Raw genomic sequence first — 25,210 nt, forward strand, 5'->3', positions numbered from 1 at the left:
GTAAAAATATGTAAATACCTGTAAAACTGGTTTAACATATTTATGAATTAACAAGTATGAGAAATTACACTGAAACTGAATGGCTAGTTCATAATTTTGGGGATCAAATCAGTAATTACACTGATTTTTTCATAGTTAGTAGTTGCTTGTTTCTGTATTTACCTTTTCAGACTCTACGCCAATTGCTACAACAGGTAGAGCGAAAATTTTTGAGTTTTCACGGGATTTTAGCCAGATTTTTATCATATCTTCTGCCAACTTTGGGTATACTGCGGAATGCAGAAGGTAAGAAATAAGTAGTTTTAGGGGCTGGTGAGCCTATTGGAGTAAGGCTTATAGTGCAAGAGTGCAAGGTATTAGCTAAGTTCTTCAGAAACTGAAAATTTAATAAGGACATTAAAGTTATCAGTTCAAATCAACTTTTAACTAGAAAGTGTATAGGATTCCTCTTTGGTTTTTGTGAAGCTAGGTACAACTCGAAGAGTCTTCTTTTTTATTACAAGAGTTCCTATTGCCTGCCTCCAAGAGTAAATTAATTAATAAAATCTGATTAATATAGCAGTTAACACTAAAGTTATATTTAATGGTCTTAGTTGATTATTAAAGTCTTCTTTGACACTTCAAATTAAACCAAAACAGTGAAGCAAATCAGAAAAATTTGGACAAATATAGACCCATTTTCATTAAATTTACGCCTAACCCTTGGCATAGCTGCATTTTCAGCTTTGGTATTAGGTAGCCTCGCTACATGGACTAGTTGGAAAATGCAACAAATTTTAATTGATAGTCATAAAAATGATATAGAACAAATAGCCAAGCGTTTACCACAAGACGTACAACTTTATAGTGAAATGATGCGACCTGAAACTGGTTTGCAAAAGGCTATTAATAATTTGGCGAATACCAATACATTATTATGGTTAAAAAGCCCTGACAATAAAATAATAGCAAAATCTGCCACATTAGATTTATTGTCTGATTTTATGGTAGATGAATTGATGTCTTTAACTAGGATGCCAATTAAATCACAAGTTTACAAAGTTAATCAAAGCTACTTTGTTTTATGTGGTGGATCGGTAGAAGTGCAGGGTAATTTACTAGGCGAGTTATTTGTAGTTAAGGATATTACCCGCGAACAAACGATGTTTGTGGTAATGGTACAAAGTTTAAGTATTACTAGTATTTTGGCAATTATTGTGTTCATAATTGCGATCGCATTTTATATTAAGCGTTCTCTGCAACCTCTGCGCCAGCTAAGTCAAATGACTGCTGTTATTTCCACAGAAGATTTAGGAAAATCGCAGTTATGTCTGGATAATGCACCTAGCGAAGTCAAAGAATTAGCTCAAACTTTAGCCATGCTATTATCGCGCCTCTCCCAATCATGGGAGCAAGAGCGAGAATTTGTGAGTAATGTTTCTCACGAGTTACGTACACCCTTAACGATTGTACATGGTTATTTGCAAAGCGTCTTGCGAAGACAAAATAACTTAACTCCAACTCAACAAGAAGCTTTAGAAACTGCTGCATCGGAAGCTGAACGTACCATTCGTCTGCTACAAGATTTACTTGATTTAGCACGAGCAGATAGTGGTTATTTGCAGTTTCAAATGAAATCTTATGTCCTGAATGACTTAGTTGAAGAAGTCGTGATCATGGCAGAGAAATATAGCGATCGCGTAATTACCATCGACTCAATAAAATACCCAATTGAAGTAAAAGTAGATTACAGTCGTCTCAAACAAGTATTACTGAATTTAATTGATAATGCTGTTAAGTATTCTGAAGCTGGTACACCCATAACTTTTAAGTTGAATCAACTTCAGGACAAAGCTATTATTCAAGTTTGCGACAAGGGTTATGGCATTCCTTTGCAACACCAAGCCCGTATTTTTGAGAGATTTTACCGCGTCAATGAATCTCGCTCTCATGCAACTGGGGGTTGTGGTTTGGGTTTATCGATTGTCAAGACACTTGTAGAGGGTATGGGAGGTAGTGTGAGCGTACAATCAAAGTTAGGAGAAGGAAGTACGTTTACAATCAGTTTACCTATATAGTTAGTCGCAGCAGACAGGGATAGAAGGCAATAGGCAATATTTGTTAACCACAGTCAAAACTTTTGAATATTAAAGGCAGATGTTAAGTTATTTGATTGCTAACGCAGTTAAATAGTCAAGTGCAGATGAGCTTTACCTACTTTAGAAGTAAATATTATGACAGCACATATCCTTTTGGTTGAAGATGAAGTCAAACTAGCGCGATTTATGGAATTAGAACTGAGTAGTGAAGGCTACAAAGTAAGCATAGCCCATGATGGCATCACTGGACTAACTTTAGCACGAGAGTCATCGCCTGATTTAGCAGTTCTAGATTGGATGTTACCAGGACTGTCTGGTTTAGAAATTTGTCGCCGTCTGCGAGCAACAGGCATTACAATGCCAGTAATTTTGTTGACAGCAAAAGATGAAGTGAGCGATCGCGTGGCAGGATTAGATGCAGGAGCCGATGATTATGTAGTCAAACCTTTCAGCATTGAAGAACTGCTTGCGAGAATCCGCGCCCATCTCCGTCGCACTCAAGAAACAGATGAAGACTTGTTGCAGTTTGCAGACTTGAGTTTAAATCGGCGCACCCGTGAAGTATTTCGAGGTAAACGAGCAATTGAGTTAACAGTAAAAGAATTTGACTTATTAGAATATCTCCTTTCACATCCGCGTCAAGTTTTTACTCGTGAGCAAATTTTAGAAAAAGTTTGGGGTTACGACTTTATGGGTGATTCTAATATCATTGAGGTTTATATTCGTTATCTACGGCTCAAGTTGGAGGAAAATAACGAAAAGCGTTTAATTCATACAGTGCGTGGTGTGGGCTATGTATTGCGGGACTAAGTAATCGAACATAACATTAGGATTTAACCAACGATTCCTGTTGTCCTGAAAATGAGATTGTATGCGATCGCTGTTGAGTTTATCCTGTACCCACCGATGGGAAATCTCACAACAATCCCCGATAACGAATAAAAACCAAAATAACCGCCCACGACCCCAAGGCGACTTTTACTGCCACCAGAATATTAAGTATAGGGATAACCCCGCCACTGACAAGTGCGCCCAATTCTCCGTGGGGTAATTCTAATCCAACCAAAGTGATCACCGCCAGTACAGTAAAAATCAGAACCGAAACCTTCTCCCAGGTAGCAGCGTGCCAGCGCTTGTAGATCGCCTGCATCCACTGTGATGATGAGGTAATCGCCACTAGACCGATCGCCGTTCCCCCCGCTACCCCAGCTGCAAAACCACCACCAGGACTCAAATGCCCCCGAATCGCCAATTCGATACCCACCAACGCGGCAATTGTTGCTCCGAGGCGCGCCAGGACAATTGATGGTTGATCGGTAAATTGATAAATTATACAAGACGGTCTTTCATTCGCCAACAGAAAACTAGCACCCAAGATCGCAATTGTAAATACAACTACTTCAAAGATAGTGTCGTACAGACGATTCCTGAAAATGATCGCTGAAACTGCATTTGGGACTCCACTATCTTGGACAATGGACTCGACTATAGAGATTGACAAGTCTGGTGCTGGGTTGGGAATGACGAGCATTTTGACGTACAGCGATATCCCTGCGATAATATAGACCCATTTCATCAATGCTTCTCCCCTGACTCTGGTGTACTTACATAGGTTAGGGTTGTCCCTGGTAAAGAAAGTTCGTTGTGTATGATGTCATAGATGCGTTGCACCCTGGTCGTGGTGTGATACGATCGCTCTTCGTCCCCAGGTACTGCACCGTTTTGATCGCTGTGTTCTACTCGGCTACAAGTTGCATGGACTTCTTTGTCCAGCAGCGCCCGGTGCAAAGCCTGCATATTTGTGTAGGTTACTAATTCAAGGCGCATATGGCGTTTGCCAAAAATTGTTCGTAACTCATCCATCAGTTGCCCAAAATGGTGATCTTCATCTGCCTCCACCGACTCGTCTTTAATCACGCCCAGACGCATGACCAGCGAGGAACGCACCGTAATTGCATAGAGAGTAATTGCAAGCATAGTACCCACCAATGCTTCAGTCAAAGCAACATCCGGCGCTCCCAAAACTGCATATACCAATACCGCCACTGCTCCCAGGATGCCACGGATGACTAAGGCGTGGTATGGATTGACCTGAAGTACCAGCATAGACGCAGCCAAAGGCAGCAGAGCGATGATGACATAGATATAGCTATCAATCATTGTTATCTCCTCTACTGGAACAGTATGCCAACACATACCCCAGCATCGTATTCCAGATTGCCAAAGAGATAATGGCGAGGATAAGTAACGGCCATTCACTGGGAATCTTCAGAAGCAAGCCGAAGATAATGCTCATCGATCCCAGGGTATCTGCCACGGAAAGACTATGGAGCTTGAATAATACTGAACGCTTGCCGAGCAGGTGAGAGGTTCCCCAAAACGAGAAGACAATTCCGATGCCGATGCAGATATAGCTAAACAGGTTGATCATAAGTAGTTGGATAAAATTTAACAGGGAACAAGAAAATAATGTGTGTAATTAATTCCGTCTAAGTATTTATCTCACTCAACTTGATACATCACTCATGCGTTTAATTACATGGGCCAGCAGCATTAATGCAGCATTCCCCACACTAAGGATAATTACCCCGACAACACCGATCATCCAATCATCACGCAAAACGGATATGACTAAGATCATGACTGATGTCTTGGTCGCGATACTGGAAAATGCCAACATTTTCTGCCAGATACTGTCATCCTTCCATGCCTCGTAGATGGGGATGAGCAGGGTCAAAATCATTGCAATTACTACCAAGTTCAAGTTCATGCTTTTTTCTTCCTCCGTCGAACTCGGTGGACTTCATACCAGCCATCTTCTTGGTATTTCAAGACAATAGTCTTTGGCGTAAATGTGATCAGAAAGATATCCAAAAATATTAGCCCAGGCGTTCGCCCTGGTTTAACTCGTTCTAAGGTGACTTCTTCTTGGGTGTGGGGACGGAGGATGATTTCAAATGCTTCTATATAGGCCTGTGGAATTGCCACAATGACCTCAAATAGTGCCCGTAACCAATCCTGTAATCTTCCTAAGGATTTGGGACTTCCTGGTAATAGAAGGGCAATACTCACACCAATGATGATGTTTGCCACACTCAAATTAGCGGTGAGCAGAAACCAGATGACCAGTCGCAATATCAGATTTAAATACCCAACCATGCAAACACCATCCAGAATAATAGGATCAACATCAGACTCATCATTCCAATCAGATGCTCAAATTGTTCAATTACACGCGGCAGCTTGAGTACTGATCGTCGAAAAATCAAAAAATATGCGATCCAGCCCACACCGATAATCGCGAGTGGTTTGATAATATTTGCGACAGTATACGCCTCAAAGTACACTATATTGGCCAGAATCAGACTAGCAATCAACAGGATTACCGCTGGCCAAAAACCGCGTTGCACCTCACCCTGTCCGCCACGTGGTAGAAAGATGAATTTGGCAAATGATATTGCTGTTCCCAGGGCTGCAATGTTCATGGCGATCGCTTGCCAAGGGAGAAAATTTTTCGATGTCAACACCTTCGCCCCAAAGCCAGACAACATGGGAAAGCCTGAAATCGAGAAACTGGCCATGACTAGGGCCATCCAGACTCTAGTATTGATCGGCTTTTGTTGTAACTCCTTGAAGTTGCGGCTAGGTAAGGCGCCGGCGGTCATAAACAGCGCTGATTTGACCAGCCCGTGGGTCAATGCATAAAAGCCACCTACTTTCGGTGCAGCCAGGATAAAGCCTAACTGGGAAACTGTGTGAAACGCCAGCATTCGCTTGGTATCCTTTTCAAAGACTGCATAGAACACTCCCAGCAGTGCTGTCCCAACTCCGAAGAGCCTGATTATTGGATCAAACTCATTTACCATCAGCGCACAACGCACCAACGGATAGACACCAGCCTTGACCACAATTCCCGACAGCATGGCCGACACGGGTGTTTCGGCTTCGGAATGGGTCAACGGTAGCCACAATCCTGATATAAAGATTCCTCCCTTGACCAAGAGTCCCAGAAAAATTAGAGCAATTGCTTCGGGAGGTGCGCCGCGCAAACTGGCAAAACTAAACGAATGATTGGCCTTATACGCCAGCACTGCGCCCACCAGATAAAACAGCATTGCCACGTTGCTAATAAACAGATAGCGTAAAGCTACCCAAATTGAGCGATCGCTGCGGGGATAGGCAATCAAGAGAAACGCAGCAATCCCGCTCACCTCTAACGCCACATACAAGCTGATAAAATCCGCACAGACAAACGCGGCATTAATACTGCCATGCAAAATGATAGTCTGGGCATAAAAAAAAGCTGTCTTATTGCTGTACCAACAGTAGAGCATTACCGCCACCGTTACCAGGGCATTTGTCAATATGAAGTAGCCACTCAATTGGTCAATCACTAATGTGACGCCGAAATTATCCAGTAATTGCAGTGTCAGTGGCGGTTTGGTAAATAGCAGCATCGCATATCCACCAGAAACAAGGGCCATCCCCAGTGCGAGGTAGCGATCCAGTTTCGGGATTAGATAAATTACGAACCCTAAAAAAAACGGGAGTCCGATCCAGGCAATCGTAAAAGTACTCATGGCGTATTATTCTTCTCGATTTCGTTGCTTTCTAATGTTGGGTTATCCCGTGCCAACTTTATGACACCGACCAGCATTAAGGCTTGAATCGAAAAGCCGATCACAATCGCCGTTAATATAACCGCCTGGGGAACCGGATCGGAGTAAGCGACATTTTTGACGTCTGAAAAAATGGGTGTGAACAAGCCATCTCGCGATGCTATCAGCACGTAATAGGCGATAACCCCCGTACTCATCACATCCATAGAGATGATCTTCATCACAAGATTTTTTTTAAGGATAATGCCGAAAAATCCGCACAATATTGTTGCAAATATACATGCTTCTAACACGGGAATTGCCTGTTGGATAAGGGTTGACCGTAACTTTATGTAAAAAAATAAACTACTTTTCTAGAACTTTAAAAATTCCTTAGGAATCAACAATTCTGTTGGCTATAGCTGTACACTTTTATCCAGAGAAGGTTTTCGGCCACTGTGGTCTGTTCGTTCACTTTCTCTCATCACCCTCCCTAGATACCCTCCCTAGATATGGACGGAACACTTGCTCCCGGGTTTGCCGACTAAAAATTTCGTCAAACCGACCACACCATGACTCAAAACATTTTGGCATTGCTGATACAAATGCCTGTTTCATTAGACGCTACTCCTTATTGAGTCTGACGCAAAAGCCACTCCCAATAAGTATTTTCGCTTATTTTTGTACTTCTTTTTTACAAAGTTTCATATAATTTTTTGATGGAAATGCATTGATATAACTCTATACATCAAATCACATTACATCAACAATATTATGGGAATCTGGTTTAATGCTTCAAAGGTTTTGAAGATAGAAGCTTTTTTGTTTAAGGTTTATCCCTACTTTATCCCTATACCCTAGCCCTTTGGTAATGTAAGTTAAAATCATGTACTCTCTTGGTGTCTTAGTGTCTTTGTGGTTAATAAAATGATTTTTTCACCACCAAGACCCAAAGACACGAAGGTGAAAAGTTCATAATCGTGCAAAGTTTATTGGGATTGGAACCTACCACTGTCTCGTGCGTGTCAAAGCAGTGTTAACGTTGGAAATTAAGATTTCTCAGACGACGTAATAGCCTAATCAGTGGTGATTCTATCTTGAGTTCAAAAGCTAAAAATTGGGTGCGTTGCAGAGAGTTAAAGTTATTGTCGCTGACAAGGATTAATGAGCGCTGTCCATTTGGCAATTTGGGACCAAGAGTTAAACCTTCGATGTTGTCTAAAAATATGTCAAGTTTTCTTAAATCTAAGAGTAGTTTTTTCTGGACTGGTTTAATGTTTTTGGTATCTAATGCCAAAATACTTTCGACATTATGAATATCCGAAGCTCCTGCTAAAGAAACTTGAAACAGTGCAATATAAAATTCTAAACCAGTAAAAGCCCGTTCTAAACTCAGAAAATGTCCTTGATTGTCAAGAGCTATTAAATCAGGTATGCCACTAGCAAATTTACGGGATATATTAAAAAATGGTGCGATTGGTTCAGTGAGATAAAGAAATTCTTTTTCTGGTTGATTGGTCAATAGATTATATTGCAAAATTCGACATGGACTACTAGTATTTGGCTTTGCTGGTGAGCCATCTTGGATGAGAGCATTCTCAGTGACTGTGAATAAATTGTTCTCGTTAGGTGTAATGGTGAGACCTTCAAAAGCTAAGTTGTTGCGGATACCTTGTTTTCCACTCTTCTCTGGTAAAAATTTCGTTGGTATAGTTAGTGTTGTTAATGCTCTACCGGAAGATAAAGAGAACTCTTTGATAAAAGGGTTTATTAATTGATTTGCATCACCTTCGGAAGAAATAAATACTGTGGATTTGCTAGTTAAGGCTATTCCTTCTGCATCGATACTACCAGCAGCGAATGTTTTACCAGCTTCATTAAGTAGTGGAGTGACAGCAATAGTAGTAACGCCACTATCTTGAAGTGAACCTTTGCTTAGGTCTATTTTGAAAGTGTAAAAACGAGCAGCAGCTTTGTTGCTACGGTCATCAGATATGGCATAATACAGGTCATTTTTAGCATCATAGGTGATGCCAGATAAACCTCCGACTTCTGTTTTTTGAAATAAAAATTTTTTGGGTAAAGTAGCAGAACCAATAAATTTTATTTCTGCAATTTCAACAGCAGCTGAGCTTAAATTACTAAAGAATAAACTGATGACTAAAATGGGGAGAAAAAATAAAATAATTTGGGGAAATTTACGGATTTTTCTGAATAAGTGCATGGCTAAGCGTTGCTAACTACAAAAATCAACAACACGATATCATGCTCAGTCCGCAAAAAAGTTGACAAGCCAGTCTTTGACGCTGCGTGTAGCGCGGCAATCATCTTCGTTGTAAGATTGAATTTTTTCTAGTAAGGTGCGATCGCCTGTTCTTAACCACTGATCATACCAGTATATACACTTAGCGCCACTTGCTTCTGGATTGCGCCACTCGAATCCTAACCAACGAGCGATCGCTTTTAAGGCGTAACTTTCCACAGGCAATGCTACACTTTGGGTTAATTTTTCATATACATCTACAAACCGATTCAGTATGGGCTGGACAACAGCGTGGGGAGTACGGTAAAGTTTACCCAGCCGTTTGACTGTATCAGATTCGTACACGCAAAAATGATAAATTGGCGCATCCGGATATTGCCATACTAAGTCCAAAAATTGCTGCCATATTAATTCTTCGTCTTCTGGTTTTTCTGCTAAAAAAGAATAAAATTGTTCTGTATTGGTTTGTCTGTCAACAACCAAAACCCCTAATAAGTAATCCAAATTTAGATCTGGTTGGGCTTCAATGTCAAAATAAAACTCAATCGGTGCTGTAAGTGATATGTCTGGATGTGAGTTATTAACACTCAGATAATTTATTTGCTGTGGAGAAAGTAGCAGTGAATTCAGTTTTGGGTAAATACCACTGACTACCATAGTTTCGTTTGTAGTTCCATCATCTTCGATAGTGGAAATTTTGTCTTGACAAGGTAATATGAGTGGGCGATTTTCTAATACAGCTTGAGCTTGGATGACAATTTTACAAGCGACTTCGCTATCAAAACCAGGTAGATTTTCCAGTAAAGTTGGACTTGTTTTTGCTAAAGATTCTAATGTGGTGATATTTAGTGCTTGTAGTTGAGTGTAGCGAACGGGTGTGACACCTGGTAGTAGAGAGAGGTGTTTTTGAGATTGAGCGATCGCATAACAACTACTATACCAATGGCAAAGGTTGCATTTTTGACGACTAATAAATACTTCTGGTGCTTGCTGTCTTTCCAGAGTTTGAATTAACTCCCACAACATTCGCTGCATTTGTGGCATAGCTTTCATCAAATCTACTGGATATCTGGTCTGTTTACCACGTAAAATTAGCCAAGGCGTTTCGGGTTCTGCTTGCTGCACCATCGCCAAAACTTGGGTGTGAAATGCTGCTACAGTTTGATACTCCAGCTTAGGACGTTTTCCCAGTTCAATATTCACCGGAACATACATCCAATTTCCAAAGCAAGATTGTCCTGGCTTTTTTATGAGTAAATCTGGACGGCTGAGAAGGGTATATCTTTCTAAATTAGGAGAAATGGGAGAAGCAGACGGGAAACGAAGACACGGAGAAATGGGCGATGTTGCTGATAAGTTTTCTGCATCCGTATCTGTAATATTCTCTGCGTCTGTCAATTCATGTGGGTACCACTGGACATCAGAGTACTGAGTTAACAGCACACCATGATAAATACACTCTACGCCCTGCTGCATTAATTCCAAAGTAGCGGCTTTCGCTCTGTTCCAGTCTCCTTGGGGATAACTGGGTTTGTAAAAATTCCACTGTGAGACAATAGTTTTTTGGTATAAGATTTTGTCTTGTTGCAACTTTAGGAGCAAGTCATTTGCACCATCTGTTTCCCTGAAGTCACCGTGGATATCTAAATAAGGTCGGCGCTTACAGCGATGGTATTGCAGTAGTAGTTCAGCATTTATTAACATTTCATATATTGTAAATCCCAAAGGCTGATAAGCTTGGGGTTTTGGGACTAAAGTTACCAGTTTTGATTGTCCTACTCCTGGTATTACACTTTTGTATTGTTTAGCTTTAGTAGACTACCAAACAGCATTAATTTTTGTATAGCCTTATATTATTCTAAGATACTACAGTTCTGATAGTCTATTGGCAACAAATTTACCAGAAAATCTCTTAGCATTACTCGTTACTCACCAAGCCAATAAATTCTGCTGGGCAAATTTCCATGAAATCATTTTTAGTCATTGTAATATACGCCCAATGTGGATTAAAAATATGACAACAATCTTGTTGAAAAATTAAACACCGATGAACACAGATAGATTATCAGTGTGCATCTGTGTTCCATGAGTGTTCGTTAACCAATAAACTCTGGACATTACCAAAAAACCTTATTGATTCTTAAATTCACGATTAGATGTAATATTTTTATTAATCAATTATTGAACATAGAAAAGGGCATCTTTTTAGAGATGCCCGTCTTGCAGGATAACACCCGCAAAGGGTGTACCTACACCTTCCCAACAATCAGCAACAGTGACTAAATGTGTGATTAGCCACACTCACAGTCACAGACGTGATACTAGTAATTTTATTAACTCAATATTTAACTGCCACCTGTGTATATACTTAAGTTTTTCTCACTGTTGATTTAGTGTAGATAATGTCGAAAATAGTTTTTTCACTACGCTAAATGTGCTTAGCAATTAATTTCTCGTAATGACTGTAGCGATAAACTACGCCAGAAATGGCAGCGATAATCAACCACGAAAGCGTATTTAGTCGCAAATCAAAAAGCGTCACATCTACTGTATTAAATAATACCCAAACTCCCAAGACTACTTGATAACTGAAAAATATTAATCTGTCTTCGGTTTTGAGAGTTTTGGAATTTAGCAACAGTTGCATACCTGCTAGAAATATCCAACCCAGTAAAGCACAAAATAAAATAGTTGCGGGCAATCCAGTTTCAGCAGATAGCATCAAAAAAAAGTTGTGGGGATGGCCCAACCAAATATGCATTTTTGCTTGGTAAAGTTGGGTAAAGTTGCGTAAACCCCAACCAGTCCAAGGACGTTGCTGAGTTAATGTCCAGGCAAATTGCCACTGAGTTTTGCGCAGGAGAGCAACTGGTCTATCTGGATACATTTGGTCATTTAACCGCGCCCAGAAGTAAGCAGGTATGAATTTGCGAAATAATTCAGCGATCGGTTGAGGAGCAAAGGCAGCTAAAAGTATACTTGTGGCTATGGCAGTGATACCAGCAACCAAAAAGTGCCAACCTTGATAAAGTGCATAAACTAAACAGGCAAAAACAGCGATCGCCCATGCATTACGTGAGTTGGTTAAAATTAATCCCACAAAATCAACAATTACTATTATGGTAAGGAAAAGCAGTGAGAGAGTGGGAGAAAAAAGACGCAAGGGAGAATAACTAATAACTCTTGAGTTTTGAGTTTTGAGTTTTGAGTTTTGATATTCTTCTAACCATAAACCTAACCCCAGCACAAAGGCTATTACCAAATAACCAGCCAAAGTGTTAGCGTACATGAAGGTAGAAGCCATACGACCAGGTGGGTTTCCTCCTGATGCGATCGCCAAACCAAAAATCTTTTCCCAGTATCGTGGTGTAGTCCAACCAAAAAATAATTGCCCCAAGCCAAGGACGACTACCACTACAGAAGTACTCACTAAAATCCAAGATAGCTGTCGCAGTTGTTGTGGTGTTTGAATTAAGACACTAAAAGCTGCAAAAAATAAAATGAATGGCAAGAAATTCGATAGACCAAGAATTGCCTCCTTTTGATCAAAGGCAAAAACAGTACTAAGAACAAGCAATATACTTAAAAGCGTAAATCCTAAATTATGAGGTTGACGAATAATACTACGATATTTTATTAGCCATGTTCCCAACAATGCCACACCTAAAAGCACGCTTCCCCACAATGGCGCTAATGGAAAGATAAGCAATCCTACCTGGGCGGAACTCCACAATAATTGCAGTTTAGGGTCAGGATGACTTAAAAAAGGTAATTTATACTTGGTCATTTGTTTTTTGTCATTAGTCATTAGTCATCTGTTATTTGTCACTTGTCTGTTGTTTATTGTCAGTTGTTTCTTATATTCCAATAATCAATAACTAATGACCAATGGCTAATGACCAGTGACTATTTCGTCAAGCTATTTCCCAGCATTCTGCACGAGTGAGCCGAATTTGAGCTAAAGCGAAGATAGTTGGAATTATTCGACCATAGTTAACAGCGATGGTTCTCCATCCTAAATCCGCAAAAAACCAAGCCCACATCATCGGCCCTAAAAATGCAAACACACTCCTAACAGCACCATAACGAGCTGCACTTACAGCCATACCCCGTCGTGCCATCTGCAAAGTGACGTAGTTTTGAAACTGCATTGTAGCAGTAGCTCCACCTTGGAGTGCGGCTTGTTTGGTGACTTGATAGGTAGCGAAATGCATCGCAAATTGACGAGCAATTTGCTTCAGCAACAGTGGCTGGATCACAGAGGTGACAGCTAAAGCGCTACCTCCTTTTAAAAGTAACCCCACAGGATCACGCTGCAACGAAATTGGTAGTGGTTCATTCAGCTGTGATTTTGCTAACTGACGCTGCACTTGTGCAGTTAATTTTTGTTTTTCTTTTTCCGGCAATTTTTTCCACACCCGACCCAACAGATGTAAAAACACTTCTGCTTCTAAATCGATCGTTGATAAATCATGAGAATAAGGAATTTTTAAATGTTTACATACCTGGAGTAGTGCTTGCCGATAGGTTACCTGGTTTGTACGTCCTCGCAATACCGTCACACCATCGGCTGCCAAAAAACGAAAGCGTTCTTCCAGTGCGTCTAGCCAAGCTTCACGACCTTGGCTTTGTATTTCTATTGGTTCAGGTGTCTGAACATAATCTAGGGGATTGAACTTACGGCTAAACAGAATTGCCGTTAAGTCTTGCAATTCATCTTCGGTTGCAAGTTCGAGTGCCGCCCTCAGTTCATCCAATTTCCCTGCCTCCCTTCCATGCAGCTTTATCCTGTACCTTATTCTACTATTAGCTTGAGGGTAGATGGCAGAGGGCATCGGAGCAGAGCACAAGGGGTGATTCATATCTTACACCTAGTTGATATACCCGCCTCAAATCCATTCGGGGCTTAAAGCTGAAGTTAGCTCAAAACTAACTAGGATAATGGTTGTAACCTACTTGAACTCTTTGGGTACACTTGCTTAAAACTAATGATAATAAGACCATTGTTCCACTAAAACTGTCTGGAAAATCTACTTACACCTACACAGTACAAACAGTGTGGCAATTATACAAAAAAGGTGTTATGCTTTTGGACTCATTAATTCACACATAATGCAATCTTATTTTATTTGGAGGAAACATAATTTCAGTCTTACTTGTTGCTAGTTAGTAAAGGTTTAAGATGATTATCAATTTTTTACTAAATCGCAACAACGGTTGATTATAAAGTCTCACAACTTTGTTAATAGTGTTAACTTTTTGGAGCAATAAGATTATTTTTGTATACTTTATGAACCAAAAATCATGAAATTGAAATAATTATTATTAGATACAGATCTGTCAATGCTGACCAGGGTCTTAGTTATGGATTTAAGTATTTGTTGATTCCTCAAAGAAAAAAGAGTAATAAATACTTAAATTCTTTACTATTTACTGGTTGTAATCATCATTTGATAAATATCGCTTTATATCAGCCAGCGGCTACCGATTGATTCAAAAAGGGGTTTAGAACCGATGAAAACTGTACTCAATTTAACACAGCAATCAGTCATAGCAGAAATTGAAAGTGTTTTAGATACTTATCCTTATTATCCATATCAACAAGCTTTTGCTATTCCTGAGTTACGCCAAGACCTGATTAACTATGTTTTTAGCCGTATTCCTTGTATGTACAGTGCGATTGAACCCAAGCAAGCTTGTTGTCTAAACTACAAGTTACCTCGTAGCCCCTTGGAATATCAAATACACTTAGAGACCTTGATTCACCAAGGTATTTATTCAATCATGCAAGAAAAATCTGATGGGATCAGTCGTCATCTCTGTGAAACGGTTCAACCAGGTTGTGAACCATCTCACTGGTTTGGATAAATACGGTTTTTTCGGTTGGTCTTTGTTAGTTGTGATTAGGGATAATCAAGCACTAAACTATTCTCAAAACAAGACTTCTCGGTTAAAGTCTTGTTTCTTTGTCAGCGATCGCATTTAAAGATCATTTGTGAAGTGCAAGACATCAGTTAATCATGTGATGGAGTTGATAGCGCGATCGCAGTCGGCAAGATTTGAGTATAATTTGCTACTTTTTAATAAAATAAAAATATCCATAAATATATTTAAATATTTTCACACTTTAAATAATGTTATTTTGACTGATATATCTGACTATGATTCCGAAATGCTACAAATAAAAGTTGTAGCTGTTTATATCCCCCCAACAGTGGGATTTACGCTTTTCAATTATTCACGCACTTTTTATGAGCAGTAGTAGTTCCGTATTGACAAAAGTTGCGAGAGTTTCTGGTATTGCTTTGCTGACTGCATCTACCACAGCTGCAATTACCCATCAGCCTAGTTATGCCAGTGGTACAACCTTCTTTTGTGCTGTTAGCAAAGGTTATCCGACGACATTTGCCAAGACTAACAGTGGAAGGAAAATACCAATGATTCGCTGGGTTCCGAACAATTACTTCCCCTCTAAGTTATCTCCTATACAACGCTGTCAAGAAGTATCGGATAGATTTCAAAGAAGCTATGATAACGGTACTCTCAAAACCATTATTTCTGGTACGTTGAATAGACAACCTGTTGTATGTGCTGCTGCCACCACATACGATACTTGTAACAACAATAATCTTTTATTTACTCTCAAGCGTGGTACTAATGCTAAACAGGCTGTGGAAAGGCTCTTAGATCGTGCTGGTTTAGCTGCAGGGAGAATACTCAATCAGAATAGTGATAATACCCAAATTTATGTAGATTTTGATACGTATCTCAACAGTATCAAGCCTGAACCATAAGTTTATACCTGCTTTTCACCTACAGTAATGAATGTGGTGAACAAGGCTTTGCTGTCTGGATTTACCATAAGTAAAGCCTTTTATATTCGGTTCGCAGTGCGCTTGGAATTTATGATACTGATATCATGTTCGCTTGGACACTTATACTGTCGCGTAGGCTGGTAATTGGTAATGGCTAAGAAGCATAATACTGTAAGCAATTAGTCAGAGTTTGACAGTTCGTCTTTTGACAGAAAGTGAATATTTAGCTTAAAGTTCCCTATGGAAAAAAATCAGCTTTAGCATGTTAGATTTGTGGCTGCTTGTAACCTTAGGGTTTTTGGGGAGTTTTGGACATTGTTTAGGGATGTGCGGCCCCTTGGCTGTAGCTTTTTCTTTGTCTCATCAACAAGAATCTGGTAACTGGCGGCAGCAAATCAAATTTCACACTTTGCTAAATTTGGGACGAATGCTGAGTTATACCCTAGTTGGTGCAGGAATTGGGGTACTGGGTTCTGTATTAATTGCCAGTGGTCAAATGGCAGGAGTTGGTAGTCAATTACGGCAGTGGATAGCGATGATCACTGGCATCATGTTGATTTGGTTTGGGTTAGGACACATCAAACCCGACTTTTTGCCACGAATACCGATGTTACATACTTTACTACAGGGAAGTTTGCACAGCCGCTTGAGTAATGTAATGGTCAAACTTTCCTCACAAAACAGCTGGTGGACACCAGCAGCTTTAGGCATGACTTGGGGTTTTATGCCGTGTGGCTTTTTGTATGTTGCCCAAATTAAAGCTGCGGAAACTGGTAATTTGTGGATGGGTGCAGCAACAATGCTGGCTTTTGGTTTAGGAACTTTCCCAATGATGTTGGCTGTAGGTGTGTCTACATCCGTATTAAGTAAAGACAGGCGCAGTCAATTGTTTCGTCTTGGTGGTTGGGTAACTCTCACCATTGGTATACTGACACTGCTGCGGACTGGTGACACTATGGCAGATTATACCGGTCATGCAGCACTGATTTTGTTAATGCTAGCCCTCGTTGCTCGTCCGATAAGTTACTTGTGGGCAGCACCTTTACGTTATCGTCGTGCTTTAGGGGTAGGTGCTTTTGTACTTGCTATTGTCCACGCTGTCCACATGATGGAACACTCTCTGCAATGGAATTTTGGTGCTTTCTGGTTCTTACCGCCTGAGTTTCAATTGGGTATGACTGCGGGTGCTATAGCGTTGGTATTGATGACTCCTGCTGCTGTGACAAGTTTTGATTTGCTGCAAAAGTCTTTAGGTCAGCGCTGGCGACAGATTCATCTATTGGCTATACCAGCTTTATTATTAAGTGCTGTGCATACTGTGATGATTGGTTCCCATTATCTTGGAAATAAGTTCACAACAATACTATTGGGAATAATTACTCTGGGTGTATTGCTCGTAAGAACCAAATTTTTTTGGTCAATATTATCCTTAGAAAAGTTTTATGTATCTGTTAGTAAGCCTAATCAAGAAGGCAGAAGGCAGAAGATATAAGCTAATATATGACATCAACGTACAGGCATTATTCATCTGTGTCTATCGGTGTGCATCGGTGTTCGATTTCTAATATAAAACATCATTTTTGAAAACATATCCCCGATTTCTAGAAGAAATCGGGGATCTTTATTTTTCACATCATCTCAATTATTTGACTCAATTGTTGTTGAGCCATCAGCTTTCACCCAAGCAATTTGAGCAATAGAGCGATCGCGTGCATATTGGCGAATGGCTTCGGCGTCTCGTCCTCCCAAGTCCATTTCTACTCGCACCAAGTGAGTAGAATTACGGAGTTTTTGGGCATAAGCAAAAGCAGCATCATAGGCTTGGTTGTTTTCTGCCACAACTAACCAGTTACTAGGCGGTGTTTTTTGCGGTAATTGCTGATAACAAGAAAGAATCTGGTATAAATCTTCAATAAATAATGCAAAGCCAATACCAGGAATATTATCACCTTGGGGGTGATACTGTCCTAGAAGCTGGTCATAACGGCCACCACGACCTAATACTCTTGCTCCGGCTTCAGTATCACTAACTACTTCAAAAGAAATGCCAGTATAGTAGTCGAAGGTTTGAATCAGGCTTAAATCTAGAATTAATAGGAAATTTCCCTGATTTTCCAGTAATTCAACCAAGGATTTGAGGTTATTCACCGCCTCTTGTTGGGGAGCATCTAAATCGAGGCTACTGACTTTCTGTAGAACATCTACACTGTTACCGCGCAAATCCAGGATTGTTGTGGCGCGGGAACGTAATTCTTCTGTTAACGGTAAATTGTCGATCGCTACTCTGTCAAGATGGGCGATCGCATTGCGGACTTGGTTGCGTAAGTTAGCAGGAAATACCTGCAACAGTGATTGGGTAACTCCCGCTTCACCCAAAATTAAATACCAGTTGTTAATTGAGAGTGCTTGCAAACAATCTGCTAGTAGAAGCAATACCTCTACATCAGCAAGTAAGCCGCCACTACCTAATAATTCTACCCCGGCTTGATAGAATTCCTGGGGTTGATTGCGCCGATAATCACAAGTGCGCTGAAAGACATTGGTATTGTAGTATAGACGCTGGGGATAGGTGACCCCCGCCATGCGAGTGACAGCGGTACGAGCGATTGAGGCTGTCAGTTCTGGACGCAGTCCCAATTCTTCATCTTCGGCATTTTGTAATTGAATCACAGTTGAGCGTTGAATAGCACCTCCCGCCATCAGCGTATCTATCCGCTCTAGGGTTGAGGTGATAATTCTGTGGTACCCCCAGCGGTGAAATACCTGCTGTAGCCTGTTTTCTATCCAGCATTTCTGAGCGACATCAAGGGGTAATAGATCCCTAGCTCCCGCTGGTGGTTGATACACCATTTATCCTCCGTTACACTAGTCCTGTTTTGTTGCAAAGTCCCTCGTATATCGGATCATATTATCTGATTTGAACGCCATTAGAAATTTTCGTCTCCAGTACCTTGCTGTCGGTGAGAAATTTGCTAGCAGTGTGTTGTACTCAGCTAGTGTATTGTTTTAGTCCAAAGATTAGGGGTAAGCTGCTACGATTATGCGATCGCACAGTCGCCCCCGTCACTGACTATTTTTTCTTCCCACCAAACAAACCACCAAACAAACCGCCACCTCCCGATTTATCTGGCTGCTTGGTTGCAGTCTTAGGAGGTGAAGTCACTTGGGAGCTAGTAGGTCGTAACCCCAAAGCTTTTTCTATTTTAGGTTTCCATGTCAATGCTAGTTGATCGTTGGGGTCTAATTTTAATGCGTTATCAAAGTGAATTTTGGCCATTTTCAGCTGATTCTGTTTCATATACACCAGTGCAATGAGACTATGACAGCGACTATTCTTAGGTTCTAGCTTCAGAGCATCTTGTAACTCTACCTTGGCTTGGGCAAATTGGTTTTTATCAATTAAAGTTTGAGCACGACGGAGGTAATGTTCTGCTGCTGAATCTTCTTTGGCTGCTGCTGGCGGGGGTGGAGGTGCAGTTGCTGTATTTGGCTGTGGTGTAGTGGAGTTAAGTGTGGGTTTAGGAGGAGGAGGCGGTGTTGAGACTGCTTTGCCTGCACTCCGCATGAGGTAAACTAAATTCAATTCACTGATTTGAGCAATGACTTCTATTGATTGCTGTAAATAGTTATATTGAGTTTCTGCTATTTTGGCGATCGCCATTTTGTAAGCTTGTTCTAAGTTGGGTATACTTACTAATTGTTTTGCGACATCGCTAGTTAGTTCCACCGAAGCAGATTCTTGAACTAAACGCTTGCCCATCTGCGAGAGAACTAGGATGTATTCTGTATAATTTTTTTCTTGAGATAGTTTTTCGTAAGCGGGATTCACCAATTTTGACAATAAATCGCTCGCCAGTTCCTTTTCTACTTCACCAGACAAAGCGCAACTATCCGGATGTAGGCGGCGGGCTATTTTCAGATAGCGTTTGCGGATATCTTGAATACTTGTATTAATTGGCACGCCTAAAATTGCGTGGTAGTCTATGAAATCATATTTAAACAATCCACGATCTATTTTGAAGGACATAGAGCAGTTTTATACCAATAAATATGTGATTTTACTAGTTTATCTTCTATACTCAGCTTAACTGCAAGAGTTTTTTCCTCATGAGCCTCTTTTACACAAGATTTCCTCTTTATATTTTCTGACTGTGCGAATCAATACTCACATTCCTCTAAAAAACCTACACCTGTCCGATCTCCCTACCTCCCCACTCCCTCTTCTACTCTGCTTGAGTCAGGAGTTACAGAGTAAGTTTAGAATATTAGAAAAAAGTTTAGCGCTAGGTGAATAAAACAGCCGTGAATCAGAATGGTGTAATGTCACAAAGCAGCGAGAACACCTACTACACTCTGCTAGGACTGCATCCGAGTGCATCGCCAATCGAGATCCGTCGTGCTTATCGGGAATTGAGCAAACGCTATCATCCTGATACTACAAGCTTACCTACAGTTGTCGCCACTGCCAAATTTCAGCAAATCAACGAAGCCTACGCTACCTTAAGTAACCCAGAACGACGGTTAAGTTATGACCTGAAAATTGGTTATTCTCGGTTTGGAGTGATTCAAGCAACACCCGATTTAAATCGTCCCGTTTCCCGTTCCTACGACTGGTCTAAATCAGCTTATCTTGATGCTAGCGATCGCCCCCTCTCATCAGGTGAAATCTTCGCTTTATTTATTCTGGGTTTAACATTTTTAGGTTGCTTGCTGTTAGCGATCGCCATTGGTTTAACTCGTGGTGAGACCGTTTTACAACCTGTAGGATTGATATTACACCTGTTAATTTTTAATTTTTAATTTTTAATTAGTTATGTCTCTTCCCCCTTCTGACACACCACTATATAACCACCCTCTTCCTCAAATTGAGCAGTGGTTAAGAGAACAAGGTTGTGAACAAGATGAAATGCAGCTACATTGTTGGCGCGTCCAGCGTCCTGGTTGGCAAGCAGAACTTTGGCTAGACATTGAGCAAATAGTAGTTCGATATCTCAATGTTGGAGACAATGGACAGGATATCCAACGCGCCTTCAAATATTCCTTGAGTCGGCGAGATGTGGAACAGGCTGTGTTTTCCGGACCATAGTGAACAAGAGTAGAGGAGTAGGGGGAGTAGGGGGAGTAGGGGGAGTGTGTAGACGCACTGTGCACGGCTTGCTGTAAGTGGAGTAGGGATCTATTTGGAGTGAGATAAATAATTTTCCCCTCACACCCCTCACACTCCACCCTACGGGAAGCGGCGCAAAGCGCGTCTACAGACTCTTCACACTTTCCCAAACCGCCTTTCCCGTTGCTGATACGCACACAAAGCGCGGTGGAATTCATGGCGATCAAAATCAGGCCAGAGAGTATCGGTTATATATATTTCTGAATAGGCTATTTGCCAGAGGAGAAAATTTGAAACTCGCATTTCTCCACTGGTGCGAATTAATAAATCAGGGTCACAAATACCGATAGTGTAAAGATGACGTTCAAAGGTGGCTTCATCAATTTCATCTGGTTGGAGTAGACCTTGTTGGACTTTTTGGGCGATCGCCCGACAAGCTTGAATAATTTCTTGTCTACCGCCATAATTAGTAGCGATTGTAAACTTGATTCCACGATTCACTTTCGTTTCTTCCATCGCACGGCTAATTTCTGCTTGTAGCGATCGCGGTAAGCTGCTCAAGTTACCCACAAACCGAATTTGCACATTCTCTTCCACCATTTCCCGCAGTTCTTGACGCAAAACTCGCTGAAATAGAGTCATCAAAAAATCTACTTCTTCGTGCGGTCTTCCCCAATTTTCTGTAGAAAACGCATAAGCCGTCAGGGCTTCGATCCCCCAATCCTTACAACAACGAAGTAAATCTTTTAAGGCATCAACACCAGCTTTATGACCCATGATTCGGGGTAGCCCTTGATGCTTTGCCCATCGACCATTGCCATCCATAATCACCGCAACGTGCTTGGGCAGTAGTTCTCGTTTTAAGTCAGGAGGCAGATATTGCAGTTCAGTTTGTTGTGCTGTCATTTTTTGTCTCGCAATGCGGTCGATGGTAATCCGAGTAAACGTGAAACCAATGCTAAGGCCTGACTACGAATCTGACGACCTAAACTGATCAAACCAGGAGCAACAGCCTCCCGATCCACAGTTGGGGAAAATCTCGCTTCTAGAGACTCTTTCAGCTTCGTAATCGTCAGTGGTCTATTTAGAGTTCCCTTTTCCGCTAAAGAAATAGAACCTGTTTCTTCAGATACAACGACACAAATGCAATTCTCGACCCGCTCAGTTATTCCCATCGCCGCCCGGTGGCGTGTTCCCAACTGGCGCGAAGCTGTACGTCCCGAAAGCGGTAAAATTATACCAGATGCCACGATCCGAGAACCTCGTATCAATGTAGCACCATCGTGTAAGAGAGTTTTCGGTTGAAAAATTGTTTGTATTAGCTCTTTGGACACTTCAGCGTTCAGTTTTACTCCTGGTACAGAAAAATCCCGTTCATCAATAGGGCCAGTCGTTTCCAAAATTAGTAGCGCACCTATCCGATTTTTCGACAGTTCTCTGACTGCTTCGACTATTTCATCAATTACACTATCAGATTTAGGAACTGCTAGACGGGACGGTTGAAATAATTGCCAGAATTCACCACGTCCTAATTGTTCCAAAAATCGCCGAAACTCTGATTGCAGAGCAACTGCCATTGCGACAGCACAGCCAATCACTAACTTTTCTAGTACAAAATTTAGCAATTGTAGCTGTAACCTCCCACTGATGGCTGATGCCAGCATCAAAATAATAAAACCTCGCACCATCCACAGTGTCCGGCGCTCACTGATAATAATTAGTATCATGTACGTCAGCGCCAGTACTAAAACAATATCCAGAGTCTCAAGCAGCAAAGGCTGAGACCAACCTTGGTTTATCAGCCATTGCTTCCACCAATCTCCCATGACATCTGGGGTGAAACTATGAAGTATGAAGTGTGAAGTATCAAGTGTAAAGTATGAAGTGTGAGGTATGAAGTATCAAGTGTGAAATATAAAGTATGAACTATAAAATCTAAATTCTTATTTTTATTCTTCATCCTTCATCCTTCAGCCTTGAGTTTTCATCCTTCATCCTTCAGCCTTTATCCTTCATTCTTCTTAAGTCTTTCTGGTAGGCAGTCCTGTCGAATCAAATCCTGATAAGTTTCGCGTTGCAAAATCAAATTTGCTTCGCCATTGGCTACTACAACAGCAGCTGATTTGGGCAGGCGGTTGTAATTAGATGCCATACTGTAATTGTAAGCACCGGTTGCCATAACTACGAGAATATCTCCAGATTCAGTCTTAGGTAGTTGGGCATCCTTGATCAAAATATCCCCTGATTCACAATGTTTACCAGCAATTGTGGCTGTTTGTGTCAAGGAAGCAGACATGCGGTTAGCAACTACAGTACGATACACTGACTGGTAGGTAATCGGACGGGGATTGTCGGACATACCACCGTCAACTGCTATGTAAGTACGAATACCGGGAATAACTTTAGAAGAACCTATAGTGTAAGCTGTGACGCAAGCTGTGGCAATTAGCGATCGCCCTGGTTCGCAAAGTAATTTCGGCAAAGGCAAGTTTTGTGCTGCACAGGCTTGTTGAATTACTTCACAAATTGGTTTTACCCACTCTTCAATGCTAGGGGGATCATCTGATTCTGTATACTTAACCCCTAAGCCACCACCGACATTTAAATTGGTAAGATTTAAACCGTAGCTAGCAGCTTTAGTTAACCACTGCACCATCAGCGCCGCCAAGTCTTGATGTGGTTGGCGCTCAAAAATCTGAGAACCGATATGGGCATGTACCCCCACGCAATTCAGGGCTTGTTGTTTACTTACAAAAGCGAATACCTCATCCAAATCTCCTGGATCAAAACCAAACTTATTATCTAAATGTCCTGTACGAATGTATTCATGAGTATGACAATCGATACCAGGTGTCACCCGCAACATAATACGGACGGGCTGTTGCGCTCCTGCTAACTCCACGCTTTGCTGCAAATCACGCCAATTGTCCGCCATAATGGTAATGCCAGACTCAATCGCGTAACGCAATTCTTCACGAGATTTATTGTTACCGTGGAAGTAAATTTTATCAGGACTCACACCCGCATTTAGGGCTGTGTAGAGTTCGCCTCCTGATGCGACATCAATTCCTAAGCCTTCTGAGGCAGCGATCGCACAGACTGCTAAACAACTCCAGGCTTTGGAGGCATATAATACTTGAGATTCACCCTTGTAATAGCGCTGGAAACTTTCCCGGTACTGGCGGCAAGCTGTTCGCAGGGTTTCTTCATCCAAAATGTATAAAGGTGAACCAAACTGCTGCACAAGAGTTGTCACATCACAACCCCCTATTTCTAGGTGGTCTTGATTATTCACTTTCGCAGTCAGTGGTAAAATTTCTTGATTGGGTGAAATATTAATGTTGTTATTACCCGTTTGCGGTAAATACTGTCTACCAGAAAGTTGAACCCCGGCAGGGTGAGTCGATACCATAACTATTAAGAGTTGTCCTTCGTACTAATTACAAGCGATGAGCGCATATGCCGATTCCCAGTTTACCGAATAACGTGCTTTTTCGCCCCTGTCTTCCGGGATTGATTTAGTAATTGGGAATGGGTAATGGGTAATGGGTAATGGGTAATGGGTAATGGGTAATGGGTAATGGGTAATTGGGAATGGGTATGGTTAACAACCACCAATCACCAACAATCAACAATCAACAAACAACAATCAACAACGAACCACTAACTACTAATCAATGATCAATGACCAATTAGAACTGAAATCAATAACAACAGATGATTTAGGTGCGGTTGTAGAACTAGATCAGGCTTGTTTTAGTGGTCTTTGGACGCTGGATGCCTATAAACGAGAGTTAGATAGTCCTAACAGCGTTTTACTCGGTTTATTTGCACCTTTATCTAAGGTAAAACTGCTGGCTATGGGTTGTTTTTGGTCAATTTTAGAAGAAGCCCACATTACTATTTTGGCGGTTCATCCCCAATATCAACGTCAAGGCTTAGGACAGGCTATTCTTTATTTTTTGCTTAAGACTGCTTATGAACTGGGTTTAGAAAGAGCTACCCTAGAAGTCCGAGTTTCTAACAAAGCTGCAATTTCTCTGTATCAAAAATTTGGCTTTAAAACAGCAGGACAGCGACGGCGTTACTATAAAAATAACGATGAAGATGCCTTGATTTTGTGGTTAGGAAATATCCAATATCCAGAATTTCAAGATACTTTGGAAAAGCTACGTATCAAAATGAGCGATCGCCTCAATCTATACAATTGGTCTATAGTTGATTGTTAGTGGTTGTTTGTTAGTGGTTGGTGGTTGGTTGTTGGTCATTTGTCACTATTTATTCTCCTCACACTCCCCATACTCCTCACACTCCTCATACTCTCCCTTATCCTCCTTGTCCTCCTTGTC

General features: G+C 41.1%; 25 protein-coding genes. 9 read left to right on the forward strand and 16 right to left on the reverse strand.

The window, feature by feature from the left end:
- Positions 1-56 precede the first annotated feature (56 nt).
- From UYK_RS0103400 to UYK_RS0103410, 3 genes are all read left to right on the forward strand, one after another.
- Positions 57-296: a hypothetical protein gene (locus UYK_RS0103400; RefSeq protein ID WP_009457604.1), complete on the forward strand. Its 240-nt coding sequence runs from the start codon at positions 57-59 to the stop codon at positions 294-296.
- Positions 297-638: 342 nt separating this feature from the next.
- Positions 639-2,057, forward strand: a complete 1,419-nt coding sequence (locus UYK_RS0103405; protein WP_016870905.1) for a sensor histidine kinase — start codon at positions 639-641, stop codon at positions 2,055-2,057.
- A gap of 156 nt (positions 2,058-2,213) precedes the next feature.
- Complete coding sequence (locus UYK_RS0103410) at positions 2,214-2,888, forward strand: response regulator transcription factor (RefSeq protein WP_009457600.1); 675 nt, start codon at positions 2,214-2,216, stop codon at positions 2,886-2,888.
- A 106-nt stretch (positions 2,889-2,994) separates the two neighbouring features.
- Here the strand turns inward: UYK_RS0103410 and UYK_RS0103415 are convergent, their stop codons facing one another.
- The 11 genes from UYK_RS0103415 to UYK_RS0103460 all read right to left on the reverse strand — a co-directional run bounded on the left by UYK_RS0103415 (position 2,995) and on the right by UYK_RS0103460 (position 13,696).
- Positions 2,995-3,654: a Na(+)/H(+) antiporter subunit B gene (locus UYK_RS0103415; protein WP_009457598.1), complete on the reverse strand. Its 660-nt coding sequence runs from the start codon at positions 3,652-3,654 to the stop codon at positions 2,995-2,997.
- Positions 3,654-4,238, reverse strand: a complete 585-nt coding sequence (locus tag UYK_RS0103420) for a DUF4040 domain-containing protein (protein WP_009457596.1) — start codon at positions 4,236-4,238, stop codon at positions 3,654-3,656. Before UYK_RS0103420 ends, UYK_RS0103415 begins: the two co-directional genes overlap by 1 nt.
- On the reverse strand, positions 4,231-4,509 hold the full coding sequence (locus tag UYK_RS24795) for a monovalent cation/H(+) antiporter subunit G (protein WP_071588101.1): 279 nt from the start codon (positions 4,507-4,509) through the stop codon (positions 4,231-4,233). The genes UYK_RS0103420 and UYK_RS24795 overlap by 8 nt, the downstream gene beginning before the upstream one ends.
- 75 nt (positions 4,510-4,584) lie before the next feature.
- Positions 4,585-4,848 (reverse strand): hypothetical protein, encoded by a 264-nt coding sequence (locus UYK_RS0103425; RefSeq protein WP_009457594.1) that lies wholly within the window; start codon positions 4,846-4,848, stop codon positions 4,585-4,587.
- Complete coding sequence (locus tag UYK_RS0103430; protein ID WP_009457592.1) at positions 4,845-5,237, reverse strand: Na+/H+ antiporter subunit E; 393 nt, start codon at positions 5,235-5,237, stop codon at positions 4,845-4,847. Before UYK_RS0103430 ends, UYK_RS0103425 begins: the two co-directional genes overlap by 4 nt.
- On the reverse strand, positions 5,222-6,658 hold the full coding sequence (locus tag UYK_RS0103435) for a cation:proton antiporter (protein ID WP_009457590.1): 1,437 nt from the start codon (positions 6,656-6,658) through the stop codon (positions 5,222-5,224). The genes UYK_RS0103430 and UYK_RS0103435 overlap by 16 nt, the downstream gene beginning before the upstream one ends.
- Entirely contained in the window at positions 6,655-6,990 is a 336-nt protein-coding gene (locus tag UYK_RS0103440) for a cation:proton antiporter subunit C (protein ID WP_016870906.1), read from the reverse strand. Before UYK_RS0103440 ends, UYK_RS0103435 begins: the two co-directional genes overlap by 4 nt.
- Positions 6,991-7,712: 722 nt before the next feature.
- Positions 7,713-8,900, reverse strand: a complete 1,188-nt coding sequence (locus UYK_RS0103445; protein ID WP_009457585.1) for an esterase-like activity of phytase family protein — start codon at positions 8,898-8,900, stop codon at positions 7,713-7,715.
- A gap of 45 nt (positions 8,901-8,945) precedes the next feature.
- Entirely contained in the window at positions 8,946-10,643 is a 1,698-nt protein-coding gene (locus UYK_RS0103450) for a TM0106 family RecB-like putative nuclease (RefSeq protein ID WP_009457584.1), read from the reverse strand.
- Between the two features lie 724 nt (positions 10,644-11,367).
- Positions 11,368-12,747 carry an O-antigen ligase family protein gene (locus UYK_RS0103455; protein ID WP_009457583.1) on the reverse strand — a complete coding sequence of 460 codons (1,380 nt, stop codon included), beginning with the start codon at positions 12,745-12,747 and terminating at the stop codon, positions 11,368-11,370.
- A gap of 106 nt (positions 12,748-12,853) precedes the next feature.
- On the reverse strand, positions 12,854-13,696 hold the full coding sequence (locus tag UYK_RS0103460; RefSeq protein ID WP_009457582.1) for a YaaW family protein: 843 nt from the start codon (positions 13,694-13,696) through the stop codon (positions 12,854-12,856).
- Between the two features lie 757 nt (positions 13,697-14,453).
- Between UYK_RS0103460 and UYK_RS0103465 the strand changes: the two genes are divergently transcribed.
- The 3 genes from UYK_RS0103465 (at position 14,454) to UYK_RS0103480 (ending at position 17,246) form a co-directional block, all read left to right on the forward strand.
- The gene (locus tag UYK_RS0103465; protein WP_009457581.1) at positions 14,454-14,807 is read left to right on the forward strand and encodes a hypothetical protein; all 354 of its coding nucleotides are present in this window, start codon (positions 14,454-14,456) and stop codon (positions 14,805-14,807) included.
- Positions 14,808-15,190: 383 nt separating this feature from the next.
- Positions 15,191-15,733 (forward strand): COP23 domain-containing protein, encoded by a 543-nt coding sequence (locus tag UYK_RS0103475; protein WP_009457578.1) that lies wholly within the window; start codon positions 15,191-15,193, stop codon positions 15,731-15,733.
- A gap of 283 nt (positions 15,734-16,016) precedes the next feature.
- On the forward strand, positions 16,017-17,246 hold the full coding sequence (locus tag UYK_RS0103480; protein WP_016870908.1) for an urease accessory protein UreH domain-containing protein: 1,230 nt from the start codon (positions 16,017-16,019) through the stop codon (positions 17,244-17,246).
- Between the two features lie 146 nt (positions 17,247-17,392).
- Here UYK_RS0103480 and UYK_RS0103485 read toward each other — a convergent pair whose 3' ends face one another.
- On the reverse strand, positions 17,393-18,604 hold the full coding sequence (locus UYK_RS0103485; RefSeq protein ID WP_009457576.1) for an ATP phosphoribosyltransferase regulatory subunit: 1,212 nt from the start codon (positions 18,602-18,604) through the stop codon (positions 17,393-17,395).
- Positions 18,605-18,824: 220 nt separating this feature from the next.
- On the reverse strand, positions 18,825-19,781 hold the full coding sequence (locus UYK_RS0103490) for a J domain-containing protein (RefSeq protein ID WP_009457567.1): 957 nt from the start codon (positions 19,779-19,781) through the stop codon (positions 18,825-18,827).
- Positions 19,782-20,074: 293 nt separating this feature from the next.
- On the opposite strand from UYK_RS0103490, the gene UYK_RS0103495 reads away from it, so the two are divergent.
- Together UYK_RS0103495 and UYK_RS0103500 are read left to right on the forward strand one after the other, a co-directional pair.
- On the forward strand, positions 20,075-20,554 hold the full coding sequence (locus tag UYK_RS0103495) for a J domain-containing protein (protein WP_016870909.1): 480 nt from the start codon (positions 20,075-20,077) through the stop codon (positions 20,552-20,554).
- 13 nt (positions 20,555-20,567) lie between these two features.
- On the forward strand, positions 20,568-20,840 hold the full coding sequence (locus tag UYK_RS0103500) for a DUF3143 domain-containing protein (RefSeq protein WP_009457562.1): 273 nt from the start codon (positions 20,568-20,570) through the stop codon (positions 20,838-20,840).
- A 177-nt stretch (positions 20,841-21,017) separates the two neighbouring features.
- Here UYK_RS0103500 and UYK_RS0103505 read toward each other — a convergent pair whose 3' ends face one another.
- The 3 genes from UYK_RS0103505 to lysA form a co-directional block, all read right to left on the reverse strand.
- A complete protein-coding gene (locus UYK_RS0103505; protein ID WP_009457560.1) occupies positions 21,018-21,767 on the reverse strand; it encodes an isoprenyl transferase in 750 nt (249 codons plus the stop codon).
- Positions 21,764-22,687: a diadenylate cyclase CdaA gene (cdaA, locus tag UYK_RS0103510; RefSeq protein ID WP_016870910.1), complete on the reverse strand. Its 924-nt coding sequence runs from the start codon at positions 22,685-22,687 to the stop codon at positions 21,764-21,766. The genes UYK_RS0103505 and cdaA overlap by 4 nt, the downstream gene beginning before the upstream one ends.
- A 179-nt stretch (positions 22,688-22,866) precedes the next feature.
- Positions 22,867-24,273 (reverse strand): diaminopimelate decarboxylase, encoded by a 1,407-nt coding sequence (gene lysA, locus UYK_RS0103515; protein WP_016870911.1) that lies wholly within the window; start codon positions 24,271-24,273, stop codon positions 22,867-22,869.
- 265 nt (positions 24,274-24,538) lie between these two features.
- Between lysA and rimI the strand changes: the two genes are divergently transcribed.
- Complete coding sequence (gene rimI / locus UYK_RS0103525; protein ID WP_009457556.1) at positions 24,539-25,090, forward strand: ribosomal protein S18-alanine N-acetyltransferase; 552 nt, start codon at positions 24,539-24,541, stop codon at positions 25,088-25,090.
- The last annotated feature ends 120 nt before the right edge of the window (positions 25,091-25,210 follow it).

The sequence above is a fragment of the Fischerella thermalis PCC 7521 genome (assembly GCF_000317225.1).
Lineage (GTDB): Bacteria > Cyanobacteriota > Cyanobacteriia > Cyanobacteriales > Nostocaceae > Fischerella > Fischerella thermalis.